The organism is Massilia eburnea, from assembly GCF_009720745.1.
Taxonomy (GTDB): domain Bacteria; phylum Pseudomonadota; class Gammaproteobacteria; order Burkholderiales; family Burkholderiaceae_D; genus Rugamonas; species Rugamonas eburnea.
On record NZ_WNKX01000014.1, the window covers coordinates 125,282 to 146,334 of the forward strand.

Genomic DNA, 21,053 nt, shown 5'->3' on the forward strand with positions numbered 1-21,053 from the left:
GGTGCTACTCCTTACTCCAATGTATCCAGCTTGCGTTCGTAGGCGGCGAGGAAGGCGTCGCCCAGCGATGCGTGGAAGTCGGCGCTTGTGGCCTTGGCCAGGGCCGCGTGCTTTTCGCAGTAGTGGTCCCACAGCGCCGCCTTGCGCAGCGGCGGCAGCATCGCGGTCAGCGGGCTGGCGCGATGGCGGGCAGCGAGGGTTTCCGGCGCCAGGCGCTTCAGGGCTTCCGCCACGGCGCCTTCCATGCCGGCCTTGACGCACTTCTGATGCGCGGCCAGGTCGGCGAAGGCGTCTTCCAGCGCTTCCACCGGGCCCATAAAGCCAGGCATTTTCTTGCGCAGCATCTGGGTCTTGGCGGCCAGGCTGTCAGGCAGGAATTTCAGGGGATTGTTATTGCGCACCACCACCACGGTTGCATCGGCGTGGATGTCGCGTTTGAGTTCAGCTCGATTTCCCAGCAGACTGTGGGCTCCGCCAATCGAGGTGGCTACCAGCTTGCCCAGCATTTCCATGAATTCTGGCGTGAGTTGCCAGTTGGGTTGCACCCCTGCGCCGCGCTGGAAAGCGGCCATCAGGGTCTCGGCGGTATGGTTTTCGGTCGAAGTTTCGAGCATCGGGGGTCTCCTATCCCCCTACCATAGCAAAAATGATGCCAATCGGAAACTGATTAATGGCTATCGTGCGCGCTTCCGGTCAAGAATAGCACAATTACAACACCTAATGCTATAAGTAAAACTTGTGGAATGGTTTCACGCATGGTGGCGCGGCGCTGCATTTGCGGCATCAGGTCGCTCACCGCGATGTAAATGAAGCCCGAGGAGGCGAATACCAGCACGAAGGGAATCAGGTTGGTGGCCTTGTCCAGCGTGTAATAACCGAGCAGGCCGCCCGCCACGGCGAGCAGGCTGCACAGCAGGTTGTAGACGTAGGCGCGGGTGCGCGAGAAGCCGGCGTTCAGCAGCACGATGAAGTCGCCGATCTCCTGCGGGATCTCGTGGGCGATGATGGCGACGCCGGTGACGATGCCCAGTTGCGGATTGGCCAGGAAAGCCGCCGCGATCAGGATGCCGTCGGTGAAATTGTGCATGCCGTCGCCCAGCAGGATCATCCAGCCGGCGCGGCCTGCTTCGGCCTTGTCGTGGCCATGGTGATGATGGTGGCCGTCGTGTTCGTGGTGGTGCGAGTGGCGCAGGATGGCCAGCTTTTCGAGCAGGAAAAAGGCCAGCAGGCCGGCCAGCAGGGCGCCGAACAGGTGGCGCGGGTCGGTGCCCGACTCAAACGCTTCCGGCAGCGCGTGCAGCAGGGAGGTGGACAGCATGATGCCGACCGACAGGCTGACCATTTTCTCCACCACTTTCGACAGCAGGGCGAACGAAAACACCGCCGCTGCCGTAATGCTGGCAACGCCGGCAATCGTGGTGGCCAGCAGGATGGAGGTCAGGACGGGGTCGATGGTGCTTCCTTTGCATGCAAACCGTGCATTTTACCGTTCAGCTGCATTTTCCGCTAACTTGGGCCACGCCGTTGGCCCGGAACCAGTCCAGGGCGCGCTGCCAGCCGTCCTGCGCCGCCTGCGGATGGTAGCTGGGGCGGTAGTCGGCATGGAAACCGTGTTGGGCGTCGGGGTAGACGTGGATCTGCGACTTGCTCTGCCCTTGGGCAAGGGCGGCGCGCATCTGTTCCACTGTATCGAGCGGGATGTGCTCATCCTTGCCACCATACAGGCCTAGCACCGGGGTTTTCAGCGCGGTGGCGATTTCCACTGGCAGCGTTGGCCATCCTTTGGTCGGCGCGCCGGCCAGGCGGCCGTACCAGGCGACGCCGGCCTTCACCTGCGGATTGTGGTGACTGTAGAGCCAGGTGATGCGGCCGCCGTAGCAGAAACCGGTAATGCCGAGGCGGCGGGTTTCGGCGCCGTAAGTGTGCGCCCACTCTACTACTGCATCGAGGTCGGCCATCACTTGCGCGTCGGGGGTTTTGCGGACGATGTTGGACATCAGGGCGGCGACGGTGGGCTCGCGGCTCGGGTCGCCTTGGCGGATGAACAGGTCTGGCGCGAGGGCCAGGTAACCTGCTTCGGCCAGGCGGTTCGCTACGCTGATGATGTAGTCGTGGATGCCGAAGATTTCGGAAATGACAAGTATCGTCGGCAGGCTGGACTTGCCTTCGGGGTGGGCCAGGTAGACCGGGAGCTGCTGGCCGGCCACGTCGATGTGGATGGTGCGGGTGATCATTGTTGACAAGCTTTGTCTGAGGGGAGTGCCAAAATTTGTCAGTAGTGACAAAAATTGGCCTTTTAAACCCGGTAAACCAGGGTCTGACCCAAGGGTCAGACCCGCCTGCTCAACGGCCTTGGATGATTCCAGATTCATTGGCCGGCGAACAGACGGGGTTCAGTGCGCCTCTTCCCAGTTGCAGCCAACCCCCACTTCGGCCACCAGCGGCACTTTGAGCTCCGCCACGCCCGCCATCAGCTTCGGCAGCATGTCCTTCACCAGTTCCAGCTCAGCATCCGGCACTTCGAGCACCAGTTCGTCGTGTACCTGCATGATCATCTTAGAAGCCAAGCCTTCGCGCTCAATCCAATCCTGCACCGCAATCATCGCCAGCTTGATCAGGTCCGCCGCCGTGCCCTGCATCGGCGCGTTAATGGCCGCACGCTCCGCGCCTTGGCGGCGCGGGCCGTTCGGCGAATTGATCTCCGGCAGCCACAGACGGCGGCCGAAGACAGTCTGCACAAACCCCTGCGCCTTCGCTTCCGCCCGGGTCTCGTCCATATAGCGTTTCACGCCAGCGAAGCGTGCGAAATAGCGGTCGATGTAGTTCTGCGCCGCCGTGCGGTCGATGCCCAAGTTGGCAGCCAGCCCGAACGCGCTCATGCCGTAGATCAGGCCAAAGTTGATTACCTTGGCATAACGGCGCTGCTCCGGCTGCACCTCGGACGGGGGCACGCCAAAGATTTCGGCAGCCGTGGCACGGTGAATGTCCTCGCCTTCGTGGAAAGCGCGCAGCATCGCCTCGTCGCCCGAAATATGGGCCATGATGCGCAACTCGATCTGCGAATAGTCGGCCGACACGATGTGCGAACCGGGCGGCGCAATGAAGGCTTCGCGAATGCGGCGCCCTTCGGCTGTACGCACCGGAATGTTCTGCAGGTTAGGATCGTTGGAAGCCAGGCGGCCCGTGATCGCCACTGCTTGCGCATAGTTGGTGTGAACACGGCCAGTCAGCTGGTTGATCATCTTCGGCAGCTTGTCGGTATACGTCGACTTGAGCTTGGCCATGCCGCGGTATTCCAGCAGCACTTTCGGCAGAGGATAGTCTTCCGCCAGTTTTTGCAGCACCTCCTCGTCGGTCGATGGCGCGCCGCTTGGCGTCTTTTTCACGACCGGCAGTTCCAGCTTGGTGAAGAAGATTTCGCCGATCTGCTTCGGCGAGCCAAGGTTGAACGGCTGCCCCGCCAGTTCGTAAGCCTTCTGTTCCAGCTCCAGGATGCGTGCGCCCAGTTCATTGGACTGGGTCGCCAGGAGCGCTGCATCAATCAGTACGCCATTGCGTTCGATCTTCTGCAGCACCACGGCAGTCGGCAGCTCGATCTTGCTGTAGATGCGGGTCAGGCCCTCGTCGCCGGAGACCTGGCCGTGCATGGCCAGGTGCAGTCGCAGCGTGATGTCGGCATCTTCCGCCGCGTATTCGGTGGCGCGGCCGATTTCAACCTGGTCGAAACCGATCTGGCTGGCCCCTTTGCCGCACACTTCCTCGTAAGCGATGGTCTTGTGGTTCAGGTGGCGCAGCGCCAGGCTGTCCATGTCGTGGGTCCGGTGCGATTCGAACACATACGACTGCAGGAGAGTGTCGTGGACGATCCCGCGCAGGGTCACGCCGTGGTTGGCAAAGACGTGCGCATCGTACTTCAGGTTCTGGCCCAGCTTAGGCTTGCCGCCGTTCTCCAGCCATGGCTTGAGCTTGGACAGCACCCGGTCGCGCTGCAGCTGCTCCGGTGCGCCGGGATAGCGGTGCGCCAGCGGGATATAGCAGGCAATGCCCGGCTCGGTGGACAGCGAAATGCCGACCATCTCCGCCAGCATCGGTTCCAGCGAAGTGGTTTCGGTATCGAGCGCGGTCAGTTCGGCGGCATCGATGCGCGCGATCCAGGCGTCCAGCTGCTCCTCGGTGAGCACGGTCTCGTAGCTGATGGTGGCCGGTGGCGCGGCGAACAAATCGGCGGTGGCGCCTGGCGCCGGTTCGGCAGCGCGGGCGGCGGCAGGGCTGCCCGCAGGCGGAGCTGCCGGAGTCAGTCCAGACAACTCGCGCAGCAGCGTCTTGAAGCCGTACTTGGTAAAGAAGGCAATCAGCTGCTCGCGGTCTTCATCCTTGGCGCCAAGCGACTCGGAAATCGACATCATATGGGCCGACAGGTCGCAATCGCACTTGACGGTGATCAGTTCGCGGCCCTTCGGCAGCCACTCCAGTGCTGCGCGCAGGTTGCCCCCCACCACGCCGCCGATCTTGTCGGCGTTCTGCATGATGCCATCGAGGCTGCCGTATTCCTGCAGCCATTTCAGCGCGGTTTTCGGGCCGCACTTGGCCACGCCCGGCACGTTGTCGACGGTATCGCCGATCAGGGTCAGGTAATCGATGATGCGGTTTGGTGGCACGCCGAACTTGGCCAGCACGCCCGCCTCGTCCAGTTTTTCGTTGGTCATTGTGTTGATCAGCATGACCTTTGGCGTGACCAGCTGCGCCAGGTCCTTGTCGCCGGTGGAAATCACCACGTCCATGCCAGCCTGCTCGGCCTGCACCGACAGGGTCCCCAGCACGTCGTCCGCTTCCACGCCTTCCACCATCAGGATCGGCCAGCCCATGGCGCGCACCGCCTCATGGATAGGCTCGATCTGCAGGCGCAGGTCGTCCGGCATCGGCGCACGGGTCGCCTTATAGTCCGGGTACATATCGTCGCGGAAGGTCTTGCCCTTGGCGTCGAAGACGCAGGCGATATAGGCGGCCGGGAAATCGGCGCGCAGGCGGCGCAGCATATTGACCATGCCGTGCATGGCGCCGGTAGGATGGCCTTCAGCACTGCGCAGGTCAGGCAAGGCGTGGAAGGCACGATACAGATAGCTGGAACCATCGACCAGCAACAGGGTCTTTTGCATAGCAGGGATGTGGTGTAAATCTCAATATTCCATTATCGCAGAGTTTTACAACGGGACAGGAGGGCTTTTGATACAATGGTCAAACCAATAAATTGAACGAAATCCCATCATGAGCGCCCCAATTTCCTGGATTGCCCTCCCCCTCGTCCTGTTGGCTACCGGCGCCGCCGCACAATCGGCCCCGCCCCAACAACAGCCGCAAAAGCTGGAACAGATCGAAGAAGTGGACAACCCGGTGACGGTGAGCTCGAAACCGAGCCCGCAAACCAAGATTGTGGAAAAGCGCGATGGCGGCCGCGTGACCGAAGCCAAGGTCACCAGCGGCGGAAGCACATATACCGTCAAGCCGAATACCCCGGTTGGCAGTGCACTGCCCGGCGACGCCGCCGGCATGGCCAATCGTGGCCCGCAGTGGACCGTGTTTGAGTTCGACGTCCTCAGCAAGAAGAAGAAACGCTCTGCCGAGGAGGCGGACAAGGAGGACGGCCCGCCGCCTCCTGCGATGCCATCCCAGCCGGCCGCGCCGACCAAGTAAGCGCGCGCCCCGAACGAACATTTAACCTGGTTTCTCATGGCAGTTTTTACCCCGGTCACACTGGAAGATGTCGGCCATTGGATTTCGCAATTCCCCCTTGGCAAAGCCGTCGCGCTGAAAGGTATCGCGTCCGGCATCGAAAACAGCAACTTTTTCCTGACAACAGAGCGCGGCGAGTACGTACTCACGATTTTTGAAAACCTCACCTTCCAGCAGCTGCCGTTCTACCTGCAGCTGATGCGGCACCTGGCCGAACACGGCGTGCTGGTGCCGGCCCCGGTCGCCAACGACAAGGGCGAGCTGTGCGTGCCGCTGCACGGCAAGCCGGCCGCCATCGTCTCCAAGCTCGAAGGCAAGCCGCAGATGGCGCCGCAGCCCGTGCATTGCGCCGCGGTGGGCGGCATGCTGGCGCGCATGCACCTGGCCGGCCAGGACTTCGCGCTCAAGCAGCCCAACCTGCGCGCCCTGCCCTGGTGGCGCGAAGCCACCGCCGCCGTGCTGCCGCACATAGCGCTGGAACAAGCCCACCTGCTGCACGAGGAAATGAAATTCCAGGAAGCCCTGCACGCTTCCGCCGACTACCACGCGCTGCAGCGCGGCCCGGTGCACGCCGACCTGTTCCGCGATAACGTGATGTTTGATGGCGAACGCCTGACCGGCTTCTTCGACTTCTACTTCGCCGGCTGCGATACCTGGCTGTTCGATGTCGCAGTGACCGTCAACGACTGGTGTATCGACCTTGCCACCGGCGCGCTGGACGAAGCGCGCGTGCGCGCCATGCTCGACGCCTACCACGCAGTGCGTCCGTTCACGGCCGCCGAACACTCGCTGTGGCCGGCCATGCTGCGCGCCGGCGCCTTGCGTTTCTGGCTGTCGCGCCTGTACGACCTGCACCTGCCGCGCGCAGCCGAAATGCTGACGCCGCACGACCCTACCCACTTTGAGCGCATCCTGCGCACACGCATTGCCGTTCCGGCACCGGAGTTGTATTAAAAATGAGTAACATCCCCGCCAGCACAGGCGTCGCCTGGATCCGCGAAGGCTTCACCATCTTCCGCAAACAGCCCGGCGGGCTGATGCTGTTGATGCTGGCTTACCTGGTGGCGGGTCTGGTGCTGGGCTTCATTCCCCTGCTGGGCCAGATCCTGCCGATCGTGCTGACACCGGTATTCACGGCGGTGTTCGTGCAGGCTTGTGCGACGGCCGACCGCCAGCAAAGCCTGACGCCGGAAATGCTGCGGCCGATCTTCCAGAAACCGATCTTCCCGCGCCTGGTCGGCCTGGGTACCCTGTTCATGCTGGCGCTTGCGGCGATGGCCCTGATCTTTGGCGCCGTCGTTGGCGGCGACACCCTGCGCCAACTAGCCGAACAGCAGCTGGCGCCGGAAGCTGCTGCAGCCAACGGCAACTTCGGCCTGGCGATGCTGGTGGTGTTCCTGCTCTCGCTGCCGGCGAGCATGGCGATGCTGTTCGCTGCGCCGCTGATCTTCTGGCAGCAGATGGGTGTGGGCAAATCCCTGTTCTTCAGCTTCTTCGCCGTTTGGCGTGCGCTGCGCGCTTTCCTGCTGTTCTTCGTGGGCTGGATGATGATTGTGATGCTGCTGACCCAGGTCGTGCTTCTCCTACTCGGCAAAACCCTGCTGGGCATGGCGATCGTGCAATCGCTGCTGATGGTGATCGCGATGATTTTCCAGTGTTCGGTCTACGCCGCCTACCGCACTATTTTCGGCGAGCCGGAAGTGCCTGCCGCCAAAGAGTAAAGCAAGAGCCATTCTCTTGCTTCTTGATCCAGGCATAAGACCTTTTCAAACCCTAATCTGGTGACCAGGTCGCTGACCATCGACTCGTTTCGAAAGTCGCCAACAGGACCGCGGTAATGAGCCGGTGAGCCATTCCGATCGTTGAACTCAGTGCTATAGCCTTGCGATGACAAGGAAACGAAATACCACTTATAAGCTCTTGCTGCGTCATGGCAGCAACCGTCATAGGCCAGTAGTTCTGCCAAGAACTCAGCAGCATCGGCGGAACCTGCTTCTGCGAATTTCTCCAACTGACTTAGCGCGGATTTGAATTCGGGCGAATCCTTTTGCTCGCACAAAGCGTCAATCTGCGCGCACAGCTCTTCATAGGATGCGTTATCGAATCGAGCATTCATCGGAGTTCAAGTCTCCGGCGAGGTAGTCCAACTGAAAGGTCTTCATTTCTTCACTTCACCAACTGGGCCAACATCCATCCCATCGTAGGAAGCCAAGTGATGAGCCTTCGCGAATTCCGCCAGCTCGGCGTTACGCTTAAGCAGACTATCGATGGAGTGCGTTTCAATACGCTCTACATGAAGCCACCAAAGATCAGGGGCAGCGGAATCCTCCTTGTCGGACAAGTGCACGTTGACGACGCGATAGCCGGCGAGAGAGAGATCCTTCGCAGCAATATCGAGTGGCGCCCGCGATCGATTAGTAAAGAAGTATCCCCACAACATGTCTTTGGACATGTCCCATTTCGTTTTCTTAGAAATGTTCGCATACATCCACTTCAACTCTTCCCGAGTTCCCCCAGGCTGAGCGTCGGCCGATTGAGTCAAGAAAAGCCCTGCGAGAAGGACAGCAATAAAACGGTTTGCAGAATTCATGACAACTCTTCTATTACTTGCGATCGCTAGCTTCAGCGACGAGAGCTTTTATTGCTGCGTCCGAATGTGTCTTCAAATCATCAAAAGCCATTGACGTAGCATCTTTGCTGCCTGTGCCTTCACCGACAACGTCATAGCCATTTTCCCCCGGGGAAACCATGAAATAGAAGGGAAATGCTGGATTGCCAGGGGCCGAGACGACGACGATTGAACGCCCATCGGCACAACCGTAAACAAGCCAGCCTGTTTTTCCGAATGTCTTATTGATTGGCCCGGATTCGCATTTGAGCATTTCCTTATCGCTTTTCGGCGTCGCTGACGCCGCTAAGCTGGTTGAGCAAACTAAGACCGACAACAATGACCATTGGATTGCGATGCGAAGCAGATGCATAAGGCCCCTAGTATAAATTCGGCATTTTATTGCCATTTTGAAACCATATTATGACGCCGGGACCCGCCTGAAGCAAATGGCCTGGCCAGGCCGCACCAGCGCTCCGCCGGTATAATGGCGGGATGCAAAATCTCCTCCACAACCTCAATCCCGAACAACTCGCAGCAGTCACCCTGCCACCGCAAAATGCCCTGATCCTGGCCGGCGCCGGATCGGGCAAGACGCGCGTGCTGACCACCCGTATCGCGTGGCTGATCCAGACTGGCCAGGTCTCCCCGGCCGGCGTGCTGGCGGTGACCTTTACCAATAAGGCGGCGAAGGAAATGCTCACCCGCCTGAGCACCATGTTGCCGATCAATACACGCGGCATGTGGATTGGCACTTTCCACGGCCTGTGCAACCGACTGCTGCGTACCCACTACAAGGATGCGGCGCTGCCGCAGACTTTCCAGATCCTCGATTCGCAAGACCAGCTGTCGATGATCAAACGCCTGCTCAAGGCGAACAATATCGATGATGAGAAGTTTCCGCCTAAGCAGGTGATGTACTTCATCAACAACAACAAAGACCAGGGCTTGCGCGCCTCGCAGGTGGAGGCCTACGACGCGCTGGAGCGCAAACTGGTCGAGCTGTACCAGCTGTACGACGACCAGTGCCAGCGTGAAGGCGTGGTCGACTTCGCTGAGCTGCTGCTGCGCACCTACGAACTGTTGTCGCGTAACGAACCGCTGCGCCAGCATTACCAGCAGCGCTTCCGCCACATTCTGGTCGACGAGTTCCAGGATACGAACAACCTGCAATATGCCTGGCTGAAGCTGATGGCCGGCCATGGCTCGCCCTACGGCGGGGCGTTGTTCGCCGTGGGCGACGATGACCAGAGCATCTACGCCTTCCGCGGCGCCAACGTGGGCAATATGCAGGCCTTCGAAAGCGAATTCCGGGTGCAGAACCTGATCAAGCTGGAACAGAACTACCGCTCGCATGGCCACATCCTGGATGCGGCCAATATGCTGATCGCAAATAACAGCCGCCGCCTGGGCAAGAACCTGCGCACCGACGCGGGCCACGGTGAGCCGGTGCGCGTCTACGAGGCCAGTTCGGACTTGCAGGAAGCGCAGTGGATCATTGAGGAAGCCAAGTCGCTGATCGCAGAAGGCGCCCTGCGGCGGGAGATTGCGATCCTGTACCGCTCCAACGCGCAATCGCGCGTGATTGAACATGCGCTGTTCTCGGCCGGCATGCCTTACCACGTGTACGGCGGCCTGCGCTACTTCCAGCGCGCTGAGGTCAAGCACGCCATCGCTTACCTGCAGCTGATGGACAATCCGCACAACGATTCGGCCTTCCTGCGTGTGGTGAATTTCCCGGCGCGCGGCATCGGTGCGCGCTCGATCGAGCAATTGCAGAACGCCGCGGCCACTTATAACTGCTCGCTGTACGCGGCCGTTCCTTATATGGTCGGCAAGGCAGGCAGTTCGCTGGCCGCCTTCACCAAGCTGATTGAAGGCGTGCGTTTCGAAACGCAGCAACTGGCACTGCCTGAACTGGTGAAAATCACGCTGGATTCTTCCGGCCTGCTGCAGCATTACGCGAACGAGAAGGAAGGCGCCGACCGCGTCGAGAACTTGGAGCAGATGGTCAGCGCCGCCACCCAGTTTGTGTCCGAAGAAGGCTTCGGACAAGGAGCACCTGCCCACCTCGGCCCGCAAGCTTCGGCTGCGGCGGGCGCGCAAGTGGTGGTGGCCGATGGCGTGGAAATCATTGATGCCGATGCCCCGCTGGCGACCGTGATGTCGCCGCTATCGGCATTCCTCTCGCACGCTTCGCTGGAAGCGGGCGACAACCAGGCGCAGGAAGGCCAGGATGCATTGCAGCTGATGACGGTGCACTCGGCCAAGGGCCTGGAATTCGACAACGTCTTCATCACCGGCCTGGAAGAAGGCCTGTTCCCGCACGAGAGCAGCTCGAAGGAAGAAGGCGGGGTGGAAGAAGAGCGTCGCCTGATGTACGTGGCGATCACACGCGCCCGCAAGCGCCTGTACATGGCCTTCTGCCAGACCCGCATGCTGCACGGCCAGACGCGCTACAACATGAAGTCGCGCTTCTTTGACGAGCTGCCGGAGGAATCGCTCAAGTGGCTGACCGCGCGTGTGCAGCAGAACAACTGGTTCAGCACCGGCTCGCGCAAATCGGCCTGGGATGAAATGCCTTCTGTGCCAAGCGCGGACAACCGCCTGGCCGCGCGCATGAACGAACGCTCCGGCGCATCCGGTGGCTGGCGCATCGGCGAGTCGGTGGCGCATGCCAAGTTCGGCGAAGGCGTCATCGTCAACCTCGAAGGCAGCGGCGCCAACTGCCGCGCGCAAATCAACTTCGGCTCCTTCGGCATGAAGGTGCTCGACCTCTCGGTCGCCAAGCTGGAACGACTCTGATCCCGCTGCGGGCGGAAATGTTCGCATTTCCGCCCGATGATTGAGCTAGATCGAAGTATGTTGAGCAATCACGTGACACGATTGCTTTATGTGTGCCAAGAGAACTATCAACGAAAGAAGTATCATTCCTAAAAAGCGAGGAAATGGAATTCTTCGCCGCGAAGTCTGGCTAGATGCTCTCGGGACCGTTACACACTACAACCTGGCTTACATCAACCAGGAACTTTGCCAGCAAGATAACGGCCGCGTCATCGGCTATGACAATTCCCACGGCGAACATCACCGCCACTTTCAGGGGCACACCGAGCACGTGAATTTCATCAGTTTCCCGGACATTGAAGTGCGCTTCGCGCGTGAGGTGGAAGCGTTGCTGGAGGGAAGGCGGCAATGGATAAAATGATTGTACGGCTTGAAAGCGTGGAGGAGTTTCTCGCGCGAGGCAATGAAATCGCCCAAAAGGTCGATCAAGGGTTCCCTTTAGAGGAAAGCTGTATTCGCAGCTTCGAAGACCCGGAAGACTTACTTGCTCTCTTCACGCCATCCAGAAGAGAATTGCTGGCTGAAATATTGCGCGGCCCAGGTTCAATTGACGAGCTCGCCATTCGTCAGCGACGCAACAAGGATGAGATCGAACAAGACGTTCGCATGCTTGCCAAAGCCGATATCGTCACATTCGAAGATGGCATCGTGCAATCAGTGGCCAAAACAATCGTTTTCGAACCAATTCCTCAGCTCGCTTCGGAAGCCTGACTCGATCCGTTACGGCGACCAATGTTTGTATGGATCGTCGGCCGGGTTGCCGGATGTGTCGGTCCAAAAGTCGTCTTCCTGCGACCTGTCCCTGTGCAGTACCCGGTCGTGGTCGGGGTATGTAATGCGGTCTTTTTGCGCACGCGTTCCGATGACCAGGCAGCGAACGGCGGTGGCGCTCTGGTTCCAGAGATAGTGGCCTACTGGATGCGCCGCGGGGAAGGTCGCCGCATCGCCCGGGCCAAGCACATGCTCGGCCGCGCCTTCGACCACTGTCAACTCGCCCTCGAGCACGTACACAAATTCATCTTCCGACTCGTGCCAGTGTTTGATCGACGACCTGGTGCCGGGCATCAGGACGTGAACGAACGCGCCAAACTGCGTCAGCGCGCCCGGCTCGCTAATCCATTCCTCGCGGTTCCCGCTCTCAATCTCTTCGACCTGTCTTTGCGATGTACGAATGATCGGCATCCCGATACCTCCTGCATTTTTGCATAAGCCAAACGCGATAATTGGGAATATCAATGCAAGGAAGCATAGCCTACATTGGTGGCCATTGATCATCCCCATGGAGCCGAGCAAATGGAAACCCTACTGATCCCCGCATCACTCCTCGCCGGCGGCCTACTGGCAGTGCAAGCGGGCGCCAACGCACAGCTGTCCAAGGCAACCGGCAGCCCCTTCGCGGCAACGACCCTGCAGCTGTCGGTCGGAACGCTCGCGCTGCTGACGCTCGCCCTGGCCACCGGTACGCTGACCGCGCTGGCCTCCCTGCCTAGTGTACCTTGGTGGCATGCCATTGGCGGCGTGGCGAGCGCCTTTTACGTTGTTTCCACGATCCTGCTTTTTCCGCGCCTCGGCGCGATCGTGTCGGTCGGCCTTTTCATCGCGGGTCAGATGCTTGCATCATTTGCGCTTGACGTCGGCGGCCTGGCCGGTGGCGCGCCGCGCGCAATCAACGTCCCGCTGGCGCTCGGCATGCTGGCAATCCTCGCAGGCGCGGCGATCATCGTGAAAGGCCAGGCTGGCCAGCAATCGCAGCCGGTTGCGGGCAAGGCTGGATGGATTGTCCTGGCGCTGCTGGCTGGCGCGGTGCTGCCGGTGCAAGGCGTCGTCAATGGCCTGCTGCGGCATGATCTCGGCGCGCCCTTCGTCGTTGGCGCGGTGAGCTTCCTCGTCGCCACGCTGGCGATGGCTGCGACCTTGCTGTTCTCCGCCGCGATCCTTCGCACGCCCGCGCCGACGCTGCAAGGCTTGCCGGCTATGCCCTGGTGGGGCTGGCTGGGCGGCTTCGCCGGAGCGATTTATGTCACCACTGTGTTCACTGCCATTCCAGTCATCGGCGCATCGGCGGCGGTGGGCCTGACAGTCGCTGGCCAGCAAGTGGCTTCCGTCTTCGTCGACCGTCACGGCTGGTTCCGATTGCCCAAGCGCGCAGTCTCGCCGCTGCGGCTGGCGGGTGTCGTGCTGCTGCTTGCGGGCGTGGCAGTCATCAAACTGCTTTAAGCGCGGGACGTTGACGTTTAGATAAATTTCACCTACTGTGTCGGCGGGGCGGATCCTTCAAGCCGGCCTGTCCCTGCCGCGTGCAGGGCACGCCTCTGCGGGGCTACCCCGTGGGATGTTGATTGATCTGCATTTCGCCGCATGAGCGCCATTGCGTTCCACGCAAACATGCTCACGCATCACGAGACTCGTTGAAGGCTCTCCGCTCCATCCACGACGAATGAATACCGAAAAGCTCACCGCGCTTGCACTTGCCGACATGATGCTGGCCACGGACGGCAGCATGGCAAGCCTGGTCGCGGCATGCCATCGCGTATTCGACTCGCCCCAGCCATGGTCGGCGACGATTTGCGCCGCACTCATCGAACGGACCGGGGACAATTTTCACTACTTCAGCCGGCATGAGCTGGCGCATATCCTGCTGCTTCTCACGGGGCGCCGGTTCGACGACTTCGAGGATGGCGACGACGAGCCGTCGCCGCCATTGATCGAATTGCCGGCTGTACGGCGCTATTGCCTCAACCAGCCAATAAGACCGCCAAAGCCAGCGTGGCTGGCTTCACTTGCCCTTCCCGAACTCAAAACGGTAGGCGACCTCGCAGGCTGGCTGAATGAGCCGGTCGGCGCACTGGCATGGTTGGCAGACCAATGGCGGCTTGCCGGTGATGAGCAATCACGCCTGCAGCACTACCATTATCGCTGGGTTCCAAAGCGCGGCGGCGGGCTGCGCCTGATCGAAATACCGAAGGCACGGCTGCGCCGCATCCAGCATAAAATCTTACGCCAGATACTGGATCTTGCGCCTCCGCATCCGTGCGCGCATGGCTTCCGGCACGGCCATTCCAGCGTCACGCATGCAGCGCTTCACGCTGGGAAGAACGTCATCATCCGCATGGACCTGAAGGATTTTTTCCCGAGCATTCAGGCGTCGCGCATCCATGCCTTGTTTGAGAAGCTGGGCTACCCGCCAAGCGTCGCCGGAACGCTGGCAAGGATGTGCGTCAACCGTGCGCCTCGCGGCATCTTCCGGGACAAGCAAACAGGTGGCTCGCTGCCTTGGAGCGAGCGTCAGGCACTGCAATCGCCCCATTTGCCGCAAGGGTCACCCTGCTCGCCCGCATTGGCCAACCTGAGCGCCTACCGTCTCGATATACGGCTCGCATCGCTGGCGCAATCGCTTGGCGCTTCCTACAGCCGCTATGCCGACGACCTGGCGTTCTCAGGCGGTCCGGATCTCGCGCGGGCCGCAGACCGCTTCCATATCCAGGTTGCGGCGATCGCCCTTGAAGAAGGCTTTCGCATCAACACCCGCAAGACCCGCGTGATGCGCAAAGGGACCAGGCAGGAGGTGGCAGGCGTTGTGGTGAATTCCCACCCCAACCTTGCACGCGGCGAGTATGACTTGCTCAAGGCGATCCTGACGAATTGCGTACGCCATGGGCCGGCGTCGCAGAACCGTCACCGCCACCCGAGCTTCCGCGCCCATCTCGCCGGCCGTATCTCTTATGTGAAGATGCTCAATGCGAATCGCGCAGTCAAGTTGCAGCGGCTGTTCGAAACCATTGAGTGGGCGGATTAATTGAATTCCTCGCCCAGCCAGGTCTTGAACGCATCGATATTCTGCGGACGCCCCAGGAAGTCCTGCACCAGCTGCGCTGCAGGCTTGGTGGCGCCCGGGTCGATCACGTATTTGCGATAGTCAGCCGCGGCGCTGCCTCCGAGCGGATGCTCCTTGTCGAAGCGCGCGAACATGTCGATTGCAATCACCTTGTCCAGCGCATAGGTGTAATAGTTCGACGAATAGCCGGTCAGGTGCGTGAAAGTGGTGTAGAAACGGTTGCCGTCCACGAAGGTGTAAGGCATGAAGCGGTTCCACACCTGGTGCAGTTGCGCGTCGAGGTCGACATCGGCAGCCGGCCGGTCGTGCGTGTTCAGCGACAGCGTCGAGTAGAACAGCTGGCCTTGTGCCCAGCCGCCGCGTCCAAAGGCATTGGCGGCGTTCATGCGCGCCACCACGTCTTTCGGAATGACCGCCCCGGTCTGGTAATGCTTGGCGAAAGTAGAAAGCACGTCGTAGCTGCGGAAGAATTCCTCCAGCATTTGCGACGGCGCTTCGACGAAATCGCCTTCCACGTTGAAGCCGCCCTGCTGCGACCAGCGGTTCTGGCTGCCCAGGATATGGTGCATCAGGTGGCCGAATTCATGGAAGAAGGTCACCACTTCGCCATACTGCATCAGGCCCGGATCAGAAGGGATGCCGCCTGAGAAGTTACAGGTCAGCCGGCCTTCCGGAACCTGCTTGCCGCGAATGCCGGGCACCACCGGCGAGGCAGAAAACCATTTATCCTTGCCTTCGCGCGGATGCATGTCGAGGTAAATCCGGCCAACGCGCTTGCCGCCATCCATGACGTCGAACACCGTTACCGATGGATGCCACACTTCGGCGTTCTTCACAGGCCTGAACTGGACGTGGAAGATCTTTGCGGCCGTGTCGAGAATGCCCGCCTCCACCTGCTCGTAGGGGAAGTATGGCCGTACGGACTGGGCGTCGAAGGTGAATTGCTGGCGGCGGAATTGTTCGGACCAGTAACCGGAATCGGCAGCCGAAATAGCGGTCGCGCCAGGCTCCTTCGTTTTCACAAAGGCCAGCAGCTGGGCGTATTCCTTGTCCTTGGCCTCGCGCGAGGCGGCATCGATGTCATCCAGCAGCTTGTGCACGGCGGCGGCGCTGCCGGTCATCTGGTCGGCGGTGGCCAGTTCGGCGAAATTGGAGAAGCCGAGGATACCCGCCAGTTTCTGGCGCGTCGACAGCAAATCAAGCAGCACCTGTTTGTTGGCCGGATAGGCGCGCGTGTTGTAGGCGATGTACATGCGGTGGCGCAGGTCCGCGCTCTTTGCAAAAGAATTGATCGGGCCGCGATCCGGCTCGTCGGTGTTGAAGGCGTACTTGCCGTCCGCACCGGGTTTGTGGCGTGCGATGAAGTCGTCCGGCAGGCCGTCCAGTTCTTCGCGCGTCGCCGTGATGGTCTGCGTGCCATCCTGCACGCTGCGCGCGAAGGCCAGCGAGAGCGAAGTGATCTTGTCTTGCAGTGCGTGGATTTCAGCGCGCTTGGCTTCGTCCTGGTTCACTCCTGCCAGGCGATATTCGAGCAGTGTGTATTCCAGGTAGCGGCGGCTGGCCGGATCGTTGGATGGCAGCGGCACGGCGGCGAGCGCATCGTAGACCTTGCGGTTCAAAGCCAGATCCGTCGCGGCGCTGGAGATTTTCTCGGTCAGCGCCTGCGCCTTGTTGCGCACCTCGGCTGTGCGGCCAACCGTGAACAGAAGGTTGGCGCCGTTGCCGGCCAGCGCCAGCTGGTTCTGCGCTTCGTCATATGCCGCCAGCGTGTTGGCGACGCTGCGCTTTCCCTTCACAGCCAGCAGCTTGCCGATGCTGGCCTGCTCGGCCGCCAGGCGTTCATTCACCCATTGCTCCAGCCTCGCCGGATCATCGCCACCGGCCCAGGCGTGCAGCGGATCGTTCTTGCGCGCTGCGGCTTGCGCGGTCGAGGCCAGCATCGTGCACAGCAAAAGGGGCAAGAGCTTGCGGTTGAAGTGTCGCGCCATGTTTGTCTCCAGGATGGTGATGGGTCGGCTGAGCCGGATTGGCAATATAGCATCGCAGCAGCGGCCCGTCGTGACATTCGTCCTGAAAGCTACGGTCCGCTGTGCAGAACGGCACAGCGAACTCGCCACATCTTGTCGTGAAACCGACAAGCTGCAGGACGCGCCCTTGAATGCATGAAAAACGATGCGACTATGCGTCACACATCTCATTCAAAGGAGCCACGATGGACGACCTCGCATCAATCAATCAGAAAATTCTCGCCGATGGCGAGTCGCTGCCGCTGGTGCAGCTGAAGGACGGCAGCAAAGTCCAAACGGGTACCGTCGCCACCATGTTGCGCAATATCGCGCTGTACAACGCCGGCGAGCGCGGCGACATTGAGCGGCAACTGGAAGCGGCCATTCCAACTGTGGCCAAGGTCGGCCTGTTCGACCTGTTCCCGCCGGAAGAGTGGATTGCAGGAAGCAATGAAGGGCGGCGGCTGGTTGGAATGTTGGCGGCGCGCCACCTTGCATTGAAGTAGTTAATTTCTGAGGGAAACGTTTTCTGCTAGATTGAGGAAAGGGCTGTCCGCACGGAAAAACACAAACATAAGGGTGGCAATGTTCGACTACCTGATCCTCGTCCTCGGCGCGCCCGACAGCAGCGTGCTTTACCTTGGCCACTACGATCCCGTACTGGTCAGCTTGTCGGTGGCGGTTGCCATCTTCGCCTCCTATGCCGCGCTGCTTGTTGCGCAGCTGCTCTCATCGGCCGGAAGCCGCGCGCGCCGTGCGGGATGGCTGGCCGCAGGCGGCGGCTGCCTCGGACTGGGCATCTGGGCCATGCACTTCGTCGGCATGCTGGCCTTCACCCTGCCCTGCGCCAATAGCTACGATGCGGGAATGACGCTGCTGTCCACCGTGCCCGGCATGCTGGCCAGCGCCCTTGCCCTGCACGTGATCAGCCAGGGGCCGCCGAACACGCCCAGGCTTTGCCTGGCAGGCGCCCTGCTGGGGGCGGGTATCGGCGCCATGCACTACACCGGCATGGCGGCGATGCAGTTCGACGGCATGATCCAATACGACTTGCGCCTGTTCCTTCTCTCGATCGTCGTTGCGGTGGCGATGGCGACGCTCGCACTGTGGCTCAAGTTCCGGCTGGAGCGCCTGCAGGGGCGCTGGCGCCCCGCTTCCCCGCTGTGGAGTTCCGTGGTCCTGGGCCTGGCCGTGGCCTGCATGCATTACACCGCCATGGCGGCCGCCTACTTCGTGCGCGATGGCCATGCCGCAGGCGCCAACGGCGCCGACGCCGCGCATATCAGCCCAAGTACGCTGGCCGCCTCCGTGCTGGTGCTTACCAGCCTGCTGATCGTGGTCACCATCGTCGCCACCTATGTCGGCAGACGCCGCCTGTTCACCTTCGAACGCTCGTACCGCCTGATTGGCCTGCTGGTCCTGGGCTGGACCGTGATCGCTTGGCTCGGCGCCAGCTACTTCCAGGAGCGCATGGCCGATGAACTGTACCAGCACGAATTGCAGCTGGCGCGGGAGCAGGCCGCCAACGTCGCCAGCAATATCGAAGAAAGCACGGCCCGCCTGCGCGGCTTCGCACTGATGCTGGCGCGTGATCCCGGCATCCGCCAGATTGCCTTACAAGGACGCGACACGCCCAGCGCCAACGAACGGCTGGCGGAAATGGCGCGCGCACTCAAGGTCGACAGCATGTTCGTGCTCGATGCCTCAGGCACCAGCCTGGCCACCGCCACCGACGCACCGCTGTATGTGGGCCGCAGCTTCGCCGACCGCGACTACTTCATCCAGGCGCGCGCCCGCCAGGTCGGGCAGCAATATGGCGTCAGCCGCGACGGCAAGGTAGGCGGACTGTATTACGCCCACGCTATCCGCGACGGCGACAGATTCCTCGGCGTGGCCGTGGTCAAGCTGAATGCCGCCAGCCTGGCCGCGATGGCCGGCCAGTCGCCAGCCTGGGTTGCGGATGCCAATGGCGTCATCATCTACGCCACCGATCCCGCCCTGCGCCACCGGGCCCTGCCGGGTGCACACGTGCATGCGCTGGAGGCGGCACAGCGGCGCCAGCGCTATGCGCGCGAACGTTTCGACAGCCTGGCGCTGCAAGCCTGGGATAGCGCCGACATGCCGGCGGTAGCGCGCGTCGCCGGCGCCAAGGTGCCGAGCGTGACGGCCAGCCGCGCACTGGCCGACGGCACGTTGACGGTCACCGTGCCGCGTCCCTTGCCGGCCCTGCTGCACCAGGGCGCGCGGCGCTTCTGGCTTTTCCTCCTGATCGAATTCGCCGGCAGCATGCTGGTGGCCGCCGCCACCGCCACTGCGCTCTACCTGCGCGAAAAACAGAAGGCCGACGCCGACCTGCGCGTCGCCGCCACCGCCTTCGAATCACTGGAAGGCATGGCCATCACCGACGCCGGCCACGTGATCCTGCGCGTCAACCGCGCCTACACCGACATCACGGGCTACTCCGAACGCGACGCGCTGGACCGCGAATTGACCGTATGCGACGAAGCCGCCCTGCAACAGCGCATCTGGGAAGGCGTGGCTGCGCACGGCGCGTGGCAAGGCGAAGTCTGGCAGCAGCGCAAGAACGGCGGACGCTTCCCATGCTGGCTGGTGGTGACGGCGGTGCGCGACGCCGCCGGCGGCATCACCCACCACGTCTGCGCGCTGACCGACATCACCGAGCGCAAAGCCTCCGAGCAGGAAATCCGCAACCTGGCCTTGTTCGACTTCCTCACCCAGCTGCCGAACCGGCGCTGCCTGATGGACCGGCTGCAGCACGCGCTGGCCGCCAGCGCCCGCACCGGCCAATGCGGCGCCCTGCTCTTCATCGACTTGGATAACTTCAAGGACCTGAACGACACGCTGGGCCACAATGTCGGCGACCTGCTGCTGCAACAGGCCGCGCGCCGCTTTGTCGGCTGCGTGCGCGAGAGCGACACGGTGGCGCGCCTGGGCGGCGACGAATTCGTGATCATGCTGGAGAACCTGGCCGACGACACGGAGCTGGCGGCCGAACAGGCGCGCGCCATCGGCGCCAAGCTGCTGGCGCGGCAAAACGAGCCTTACGTCATGGGCCCGCACCAGCACAGCTGCACCTCCAGCGTTGGCATCACCGTCTTCCGCGGCGAGCAGGAAAGCGTGGAAGACCTGCTCAAGCAGACCGACCTGGCGATGTACCAGGCCAAGGCAGCCGGCCGCAACACCATGTGCTTCTTCGACCCCGCCATGCAGACCGTCGTGAGCGCGCGCGCCGCGCTGGACGCCGACCTGCGCCAGGGCCTGTCGCTGCAGCAGTTCATGCTGCACTACCAGCCGCAAGTCGACTCGCAAGGCCGCATCACCGGCGCCGAGGCGCTGCTGCGCTGGCAGCACCCCTCGCGCGGCATGGTCGCGCCCATGCAGTTCATCCCCGCCGCCGAGGCATCCGGGCTGATCTTGCCGCTCGGCGCCTGGGTACTGGAACAGGCTTGCGCCCAGCTGGTCGCATGGTCGCGCCAGCCGGCCACTGCGGCACTGGAGCTGGCCGTGAACGTCAGCCCGCGCCAGTTCCACCAGGCCGACTTCGTGCAACAGGTCATGGGAGCACTGATACGCAGCGGCGCATCGCCGCGCCTGTTGAAGCTGGAATTGACGGAGGGCTTGCTGCTGGACGACGTGGAAGCATCAATCGCCAAGATGTCGCTGCTGGCCGCCGCCGGCATCGGCATCTCGCTGGACGATTTCGGCACCGGCTACTCCTCGCTGGCCTATCTCAAGCGCCTGCCGCTCAGCCAGTTGAAGATTGACCGCTCCTTCGTGCGCGACATCCTGCACAACACCGACGATGCCGCGATCACCAAGACCATCCTCACACTGGCCAGCAGCATGGGGCTGTCAGCCATTGCCGAAGGGGTGGAATCGGCGGAACAGCAAAACTATCTGGCGCGCCAGGGCTGCCTGGCCTTCCAGGGCTACCTGTTCGGGCCACCGCTGCCAGTGGCCCAATTCGAAGCCCTGCTGCAGCCGGAGCAGCTGGCGCGCGCCTGAAAAA

19 protein-coding genes are annotated in these 21,053 nt (G+C 61.8%); 10 read left to right on the forward strand and 9 right to left on the reverse strand.

Annotated features, from left to right (window positions below; all coding sequences use genetic code 11):
- Nucleotides 1-11: 11 nt before the first annotated feature.
- The 4 genes from tagH to polA form a co-directional block, all read right to left on the reverse strand.
- Nucleotides 12-614, reverse strand: coding sequence for a type VI secretion system-associated FHA domain protein TagH (gene tagH, locus GM658_RS18315; RefSeq protein ID WP_155455497.1), 603 nt, complete (start codon nucleotides 612-614; stop codon nucleotides 12-14).
- A 53-nt stretch (nucleotides 615-667) separates the two neighbouring features.
- Nucleotides 668-1,381: a ZIP family metal transporter gene (locus GM658_RS18320; RefSeq protein WP_170298868.1), complete on the reverse strand. Its 714-nt coding sequence runs from the start codon at nucleotides 1,379-1,381 to the stop codon at nucleotides 668-670.
- Nucleotides 1,382-1,490: 109 nt separating this feature from the next.
- Nucleotides 1,491-2,234: a dienelactone hydrolase family protein gene (locus GM658_RS18325; RefSeq protein WP_229416967.1), complete on the reverse strand. Its 744-nt coding sequence runs from the start codon at nucleotides 2,232-2,234 to the stop codon at nucleotides 1,491-1,493.
- Between the two features lie 159 nt (nucleotides 2,235-2,393).
- Nucleotides 2,394-5,156, reverse strand: a complete 2,763-nt coding sequence (polA, locus tag GM658_RS18330; protein WP_155455500.1) for a DNA polymerase I — start codon at nucleotides 5,154-5,156, stop codon at nucleotides 2,394-2,396.
- Nucleotides 5,157-5,265: 109 nt separating this feature from the next.
- On the opposite strand from polA, the gene GM658_RS18335 reads away from it, so the two are divergent.
- From GM658_RS18335 to GM658_RS18345, 3 genes are read left to right on the forward strand one after another with little or no spacing between them, the layout of a single operon-like run.
- A complete protein-coding gene (locus tag GM658_RS18335) occupies nucleotides 5,266-5,691 on the forward strand; it encodes a hypothetical protein (protein WP_155455501.1) in 426 nt (141 codons plus the stop codon).
- Nucleotides 5,692-5,727: 36 nt separating this feature from the next.
- Complete coding sequence (locus tag GM658_RS18340; RefSeq protein WP_155455502.1) at nucleotides 5,728-6,684, forward strand: homoserine kinase; 957 nt, start codon at nucleotides 5,728-5,730, stop codon at nucleotides 6,682-6,684.
- A gap of 2 nt (nucleotides 6,685-6,686) precedes the next feature.
- Nucleotides 6,687-7,451, forward strand: coding sequence for a BPSS1780 family membrane protein (locus GM658_RS18345; protein ID WP_155455503.1), 765 nt, complete (start codon nucleotides 6,687-6,689; stop codon nucleotides 7,449-7,451).
- Here the strand turns inward: GM658_RS18345 and GM658_RS18350 are convergent.
- Genes GM658_RS18350 through GM658_RS18360 form a run of 3 tightly spaced genes read right to left on the reverse strand, consistent with a single transcriptional unit; the run spans nucleotide 7,403 to nucleotide 8,711 of the window.
- Nucleotides 7,403-7,846 carry a hypothetical protein gene (locus GM658_RS18350; protein ID WP_155455504.1) on the reverse strand — a complete coding sequence of 148 codons (444 nt, stop codon included), beginning with the start codon at nucleotides 7,844-7,846 and terminating at the stop codon, nucleotides 7,403-7,405. The two genes, GM658_RS18345 and GM658_RS18350, sit on opposite strands and share 49 nt — an antisense overlap.
- 42 nt (nucleotides 7,847-7,888) lie before the next feature.
- Complete coding sequence (locus GM658_RS18355; protein WP_155455505.1) at nucleotides 7,889-8,320, reverse strand: ribonuclease E inhibitor RraB; 432 nt, start codon at nucleotides 8,318-8,320, stop codon at nucleotides 7,889-7,891.
- A 13-nt stretch (nucleotides 8,321-8,333) separates the two neighbouring features.
- Nucleotides 8,334-8,711, reverse strand: a complete 378-nt coding sequence (locus GM658_RS18360) for a hypothetical protein (RefSeq protein WP_155455506.1) — start codon at nucleotides 8,709-8,711, stop codon at nucleotides 8,334-8,336.
- Nucleotides 8,712-8,833: 122 nt separating this feature from the next.
- Here GM658_RS18360 and GM658_RS18365 point away from each other — a divergent pair, with 122 nt between their 5' ends.
- The 3 genes from GM658_RS18365 (at nucleotide 8,834) to GM658_RS18375 (ending at nucleotide 11,893) form a co-directional block, all read left to right on the forward strand.
- Nucleotides 8,834-11,143: a UvrD-helicase domain-containing protein gene (locus GM658_RS18365; RefSeq protein ID WP_155455507.1), complete on the forward strand. Its 2,310-nt coding sequence runs from the start codon at nucleotides 8,834-8,836 to the stop codon at nucleotides 11,141-11,143.
- A gap of 88 nt (nucleotides 11,144-11,231) precedes the next feature.
- Nucleotides 11,232-11,543, forward strand: a complete 312-nt coding sequence (locus GM658_RS18370; RefSeq protein ID WP_155455508.1) for a toxin-antitoxin system TumE family protein — start codon at nucleotides 11,232-11,234, stop codon at nucleotides 11,541-11,543.
- The gene (locus GM658_RS18375) at nucleotides 11,531-11,893 is read left to right on the forward strand and encodes an HVO_A0114 family putative DNA-binding protein (RefSeq protein ID WP_155455509.1); all 363 of its coding nucleotides are present in this window, start codon (nucleotides 11,531-11,533) and stop codon (nucleotides 11,891-11,893) included. The genes GM658_RS18370 and GM658_RS18375 overlap by 13 nt, the downstream gene beginning before the upstream one ends.
- Nucleotides 11,894-11,902: 9 nt before the next feature.
- Here GM658_RS18375 and GM658_RS18380 read toward each other — a convergent pair whose 3' ends face one another.
- On the reverse strand, nucleotides 11,903-12,364 hold the full coding sequence (locus tag GM658_RS18380) for a cupin domain-containing protein (protein ID WP_155455510.1): 462 nt from the start codon (nucleotides 12,362-12,364) through the stop codon (nucleotides 11,903-11,905).
- A gap of 111 nt (nucleotides 12,365-12,475) precedes the next feature.
- Here GM658_RS18380 and GM658_RS18385 point away from each other — a divergent pair, with 111 nt between their 5' ends.
- Nucleotides 12,476-13,399 (forward strand): DMT family transporter, encoded by a 924-nt coding sequence (locus GM658_RS18385; RefSeq protein ID WP_155455511.1) that lies wholly within the window; start codon nucleotides 12,476-12,478, stop codon nucleotides 13,397-13,399.
- Nucleotides 13,400-13,619: 220 nt separating this feature from the next.
- Nucleotides 13,620-14,978 (forward strand): reverse transcriptase family protein, encoded by a 1,359-nt coding sequence (locus tag GM658_RS18390; RefSeq protein ID WP_155455512.1) that lies wholly within the window; start codon nucleotides 13,620-13,622, stop codon nucleotides 14,976-14,978.
- Here GM658_RS18390 and GM658_RS18395 read toward each other — a convergent pair.
- A complete protein-coding gene (locus tag GM658_RS18395; RefSeq protein WP_155455513.1) occupies nucleotides 14,975-17,005 on the reverse strand; it encodes a M3 family metallopeptidase in 2,031 nt (676 codons plus the stop codon). The genes GM658_RS18390 and GM658_RS18395 overlap by 4 nt on opposite strands.
- 224 nt (nucleotides 17,006-17,229) lie before the next feature.
- Between GM658_RS18395 and GM658_RS18400 the strand changes: the two genes are divergently transcribed.
- Together GM658_RS18400 and GM658_RS29670 are read left to right on the forward strand one after the other, a co-directional pair.
- Nucleotides 17,230-17,529: a DUF7709 family protein gene (locus GM658_RS18400; protein ID WP_211841893.1), complete on the forward strand. Its 300-nt coding sequence runs from the start codon at nucleotides 17,230-17,232 to the stop codon at nucleotides 17,527-17,529.
- 79 nt (nucleotides 17,530-17,608) lie between these two features.
- The gene (locus tag GM658_RS29670) at nucleotides 17,609-21,049 is read left to right on the forward strand and encodes a bifunctional diguanylate cyclase/phosphodiesterase (RefSeq protein ID WP_155455515.1); all 3,441 of its coding nucleotides are present in this window, start codon (nucleotides 17,609-17,611) and stop codon (nucleotides 21,047-21,049) included.
- The last annotated feature ends 4 nt before the right edge of the window (nucleotides 21,050-21,053 follow it).